The organism is Calidithermus terrae (genome assembly GCF_003574345.1).
GTDB lineage: Bacteria > Deinococcota > Deinococci > Deinococcales > Thermaceae > Calidithermus > Calidithermus chliarophilus.
Genome location: NZ_QXDL01000337.1, coordinates 1 through 2,716, shown reverse-complemented (window position 1 = coordinate 2,716; position 2,716 = coordinate 1). Strand labels below are relative to the sequence as shown.

General features: G+C 74.6%; 2 protein-coding genes. Both read left to right on the top strand.

From position 1 onward, the window contains the following. Positions 1 to 107: 107 nt before the first annotated feature. On the top strand, positions 108 to 521 hold the full coding sequence (locus Mterra_RS20305; protein ID WP_119316751.1) for a response regulator: 414 nt from the start codon (positions 108 to 110) through the stop codon (positions 519 to 521). 11 nt (positions 522 to 532) lie between these two features. Next, positions 533 to 2,716: PAS domain S-box protein (locus tag Mterra_RS20300; RefSeq protein WP_119316750.1), on the top strand; the 2,184-nt coding region annotated here is incomplete at its 3' end.

Sequence of the window (2,716 nt, the reverse complement as noted above, 5' to 3'; positions counted from 1 at the left end):
GCGGGCGGGTGGGCGTACAGAGCGGGCCGGGCCGGGGCAGCGCCTTCTGGTTCGAGCTCCTCCGGGCCTGAGCCGGGCGCGCGCCGCGGTCGGATATACTTGGGCCAATGCCCCCCCTGGTCCTGCTGGTCGAGGACGACCCCGGCGACGTCCTGCTGGTCCGGCGCGCCTTCCAGAAGGCCGACCTCGAGGCGGTCCTCGAGGTCGTCGAAGACGGCGAGGCCGCGCTGGCCCGCCTGCGCGACCCGAGCCGGCCCTGGCCGAGGGTGGTGCTGCTCGACCTCAACCTGCCGAGGAAGAGCGGCCTCGAGGTGCTCGGCGAGATCAAGACCGACCCCGAGCTGCGGGTGCTGCCCGTGACGGTGCTCACCTCCAGCCGCGCCGCCGAGGACCTGCGGCAGGCCTACACGCTGGGGGTCAATTCCTACCTGGTCAAGCCGGTGGCCCTGCAGGAGCTGGTGGAGATCGTGCAGGCGGTGGATGTCTACTGGTTACACCTTAACGTCACTCCAAAGAGTTAGAATTGGCCTCGATGCCCCGCATCCTGCTGGTCGAGGACGACCCGGCCGACCGGTTGCTGGCCGAGCGCGGCCTGGAGCCCCTGGGCCTGGAGCTGGCCGTCGCGGAGACGGCGGAGGGCCTCGCCGAGGCCCTGGACCGCGCCGACTTCGACACGGTCGTCACCGACTACTACCTGGGCTTCGCCGACGGCCTGGAGGTCTTCCGCCGGGTCCAGGCCAGAGACCCTGACCTGCCGGTGATCATGTTCACCCTCAGCGGCTCGGAGGAGGTGGCGGTCGAGGCCATGCGCAGCGGCCTCGAGGACTACGTGCTCAAGACCCCCAGGCACCTGCCGCGGCTGCGGGCGGCGGTGGAGCGCGCGCTGCGCAAGCGGGCCGAGCGCCTGCGCTACCGGCAGTTCTTCGACGCGGTGCCCGTGGGGGTGTACCGCCAGGGGCCCGACGGGTGCGTGCTCGAGGCCAACGCGGCCTTCGCGGCCCTCAGCGGCTACGCCCCGCACGAACTGGCCGGGCTGGACGCCCGCCGGCTCTACCTCGAGGCCGACGAGCGCCAGCGCCTCCTCGAGCACCTCAGCGCCCACCCGGCGGCGGCGGCCCAGCGCCTGCACCTGCGGCGCAAGGACGGGCAGGTGCTGTGGGTCGAGGAGCACCTGCGGGCGGTTCACGGGCGGGGCGGGGAGCTGATGCACTACGAGGGCAGCGTCGTCGACGTCGGCGAGCGGGCCCGCCTGGAGGACCGCTTCCGCGCCCTGGTCGAGAACGCCTCCGACCTCATCTACGTCGTCGACGCCCGAGGCGTCATGCGCTACGTCAGCCCCAACGTCCGGCAGGTGCTGGGCTACGACCCCCTGGGCTACCTGCACCGGCCCTTCAACGTCCTCGACTTCGTCCACCCCGACGACCGCGCCTACGCCGAGGCCGGGCTCGAGCGCCTGCTGGACCGGCCGGGCGAGACCGTGGCCTACCGGGCGCGCATCCTCCACGCCTCCGGCGCGGTGCGCTGGGCGCACGTCTGGGGGCGCAACCTGCTTCACGAGCCGGCGGTGCAGGGGGTGGTGCTCAACGTGCGCGACGTCACCGAGGAGGAGGAGGCCAAGCGGGCCCTGCGCGAGAGCGAGGCGCTCTTCCGCACCCTGGCCGACACCGCGCCTGCCCTGATCCTGGTGTGGCAGGAGCACCGCGTCGTCTACGCCAACCCGGCGGTGCTCGAGGCCTCCGGCTACACCCTGGAGGAGCTGCAGGCCCGGCCCTTCTGGGACCTGGTCCACCCGGAGGACCGGGCCACCGTCCGCGAGCGCGGGCTCGCCCGGCTGCGCGGCGAGCCGGTGGTGGGCCGCTACCCCTTCCGCATCGTGCGCAGGTCGGGGGAGGCGCGCTGGCTCGACTACGCCGCCAGCCGCATCGAGTTCGGCGGGGAGCCGGCGGTGCTCGCGGTCGCGCTCGACATCACCGAGGCCCAGGAGCACCGGCTCGACCTCGAGGCCCTCGCCCGCGTGGGCAAGGCGCTGCGCCGCTCCGACCGGCTGCGGCCCATGCTCGAGGCCGCCCTCGACGAGGCCCTCGCCCTCATGAACACCCCCGCGGGCAACCTGCTGCTCTACGACCCCGACCAGCGGACCCTCGAGGACTACGCCAGCCGGGGCTGGGTGGCCGACCTCCCCCTCCCGGCGACGCCCGTGGCCTGGGCGCAAAGCCTCTCCGGCCGGGCGTTGCGCGGGCGCGAGCCCCTCCTCGTGCGCGAGCTCGCCGCCGACCCGCGGGTCTGGGAGGGCGTGCGGGGGCACGTCCCGCGGGGGTGGAGCGCGGCGGTGGTCCCGCTGCTGGCGGGCCCGCGGGCGGTCGGGGTGCTCACCGTGGCCGTCGAGCACCCCCGCGCGCTCAGCGAGCGCGAGCTGCGCCGGCTGGCGCTGCTGGGCGAGACCGTGGGCAACGCGGTGCACCGGGCCAGCCTCCGGCACAAGCTCGAGCGGCGCCTCGAGCAGCTCCAGTCGCTGCGCTACATCGACCGGGCCATCAGCGGCAGCCTGGACCTCGACCAGGTGCTCGGCGTCTTCCTCGAGCAGGTCATGCGGCTGCCCCTCGACGCGGCCGAGGTGCTGCTGTACCGCCGGCCGGAACAGCGCCTCGAGGCCGTCGCCGCGCGGGGCCTCCCGGAGGCGGGGGGGAGCGGCCGGTCCGTGGCGCTCGGCCGGGGG

Coding starts and splice junctions, on each gene's coding strand:
- Mterra_RS20305 (WP_119316751.1), top strand. CDS start 108: ATGCCCCCCCTGGTCCTGCTGGTCGAGGACGACCCCGGCGACGTCCTG.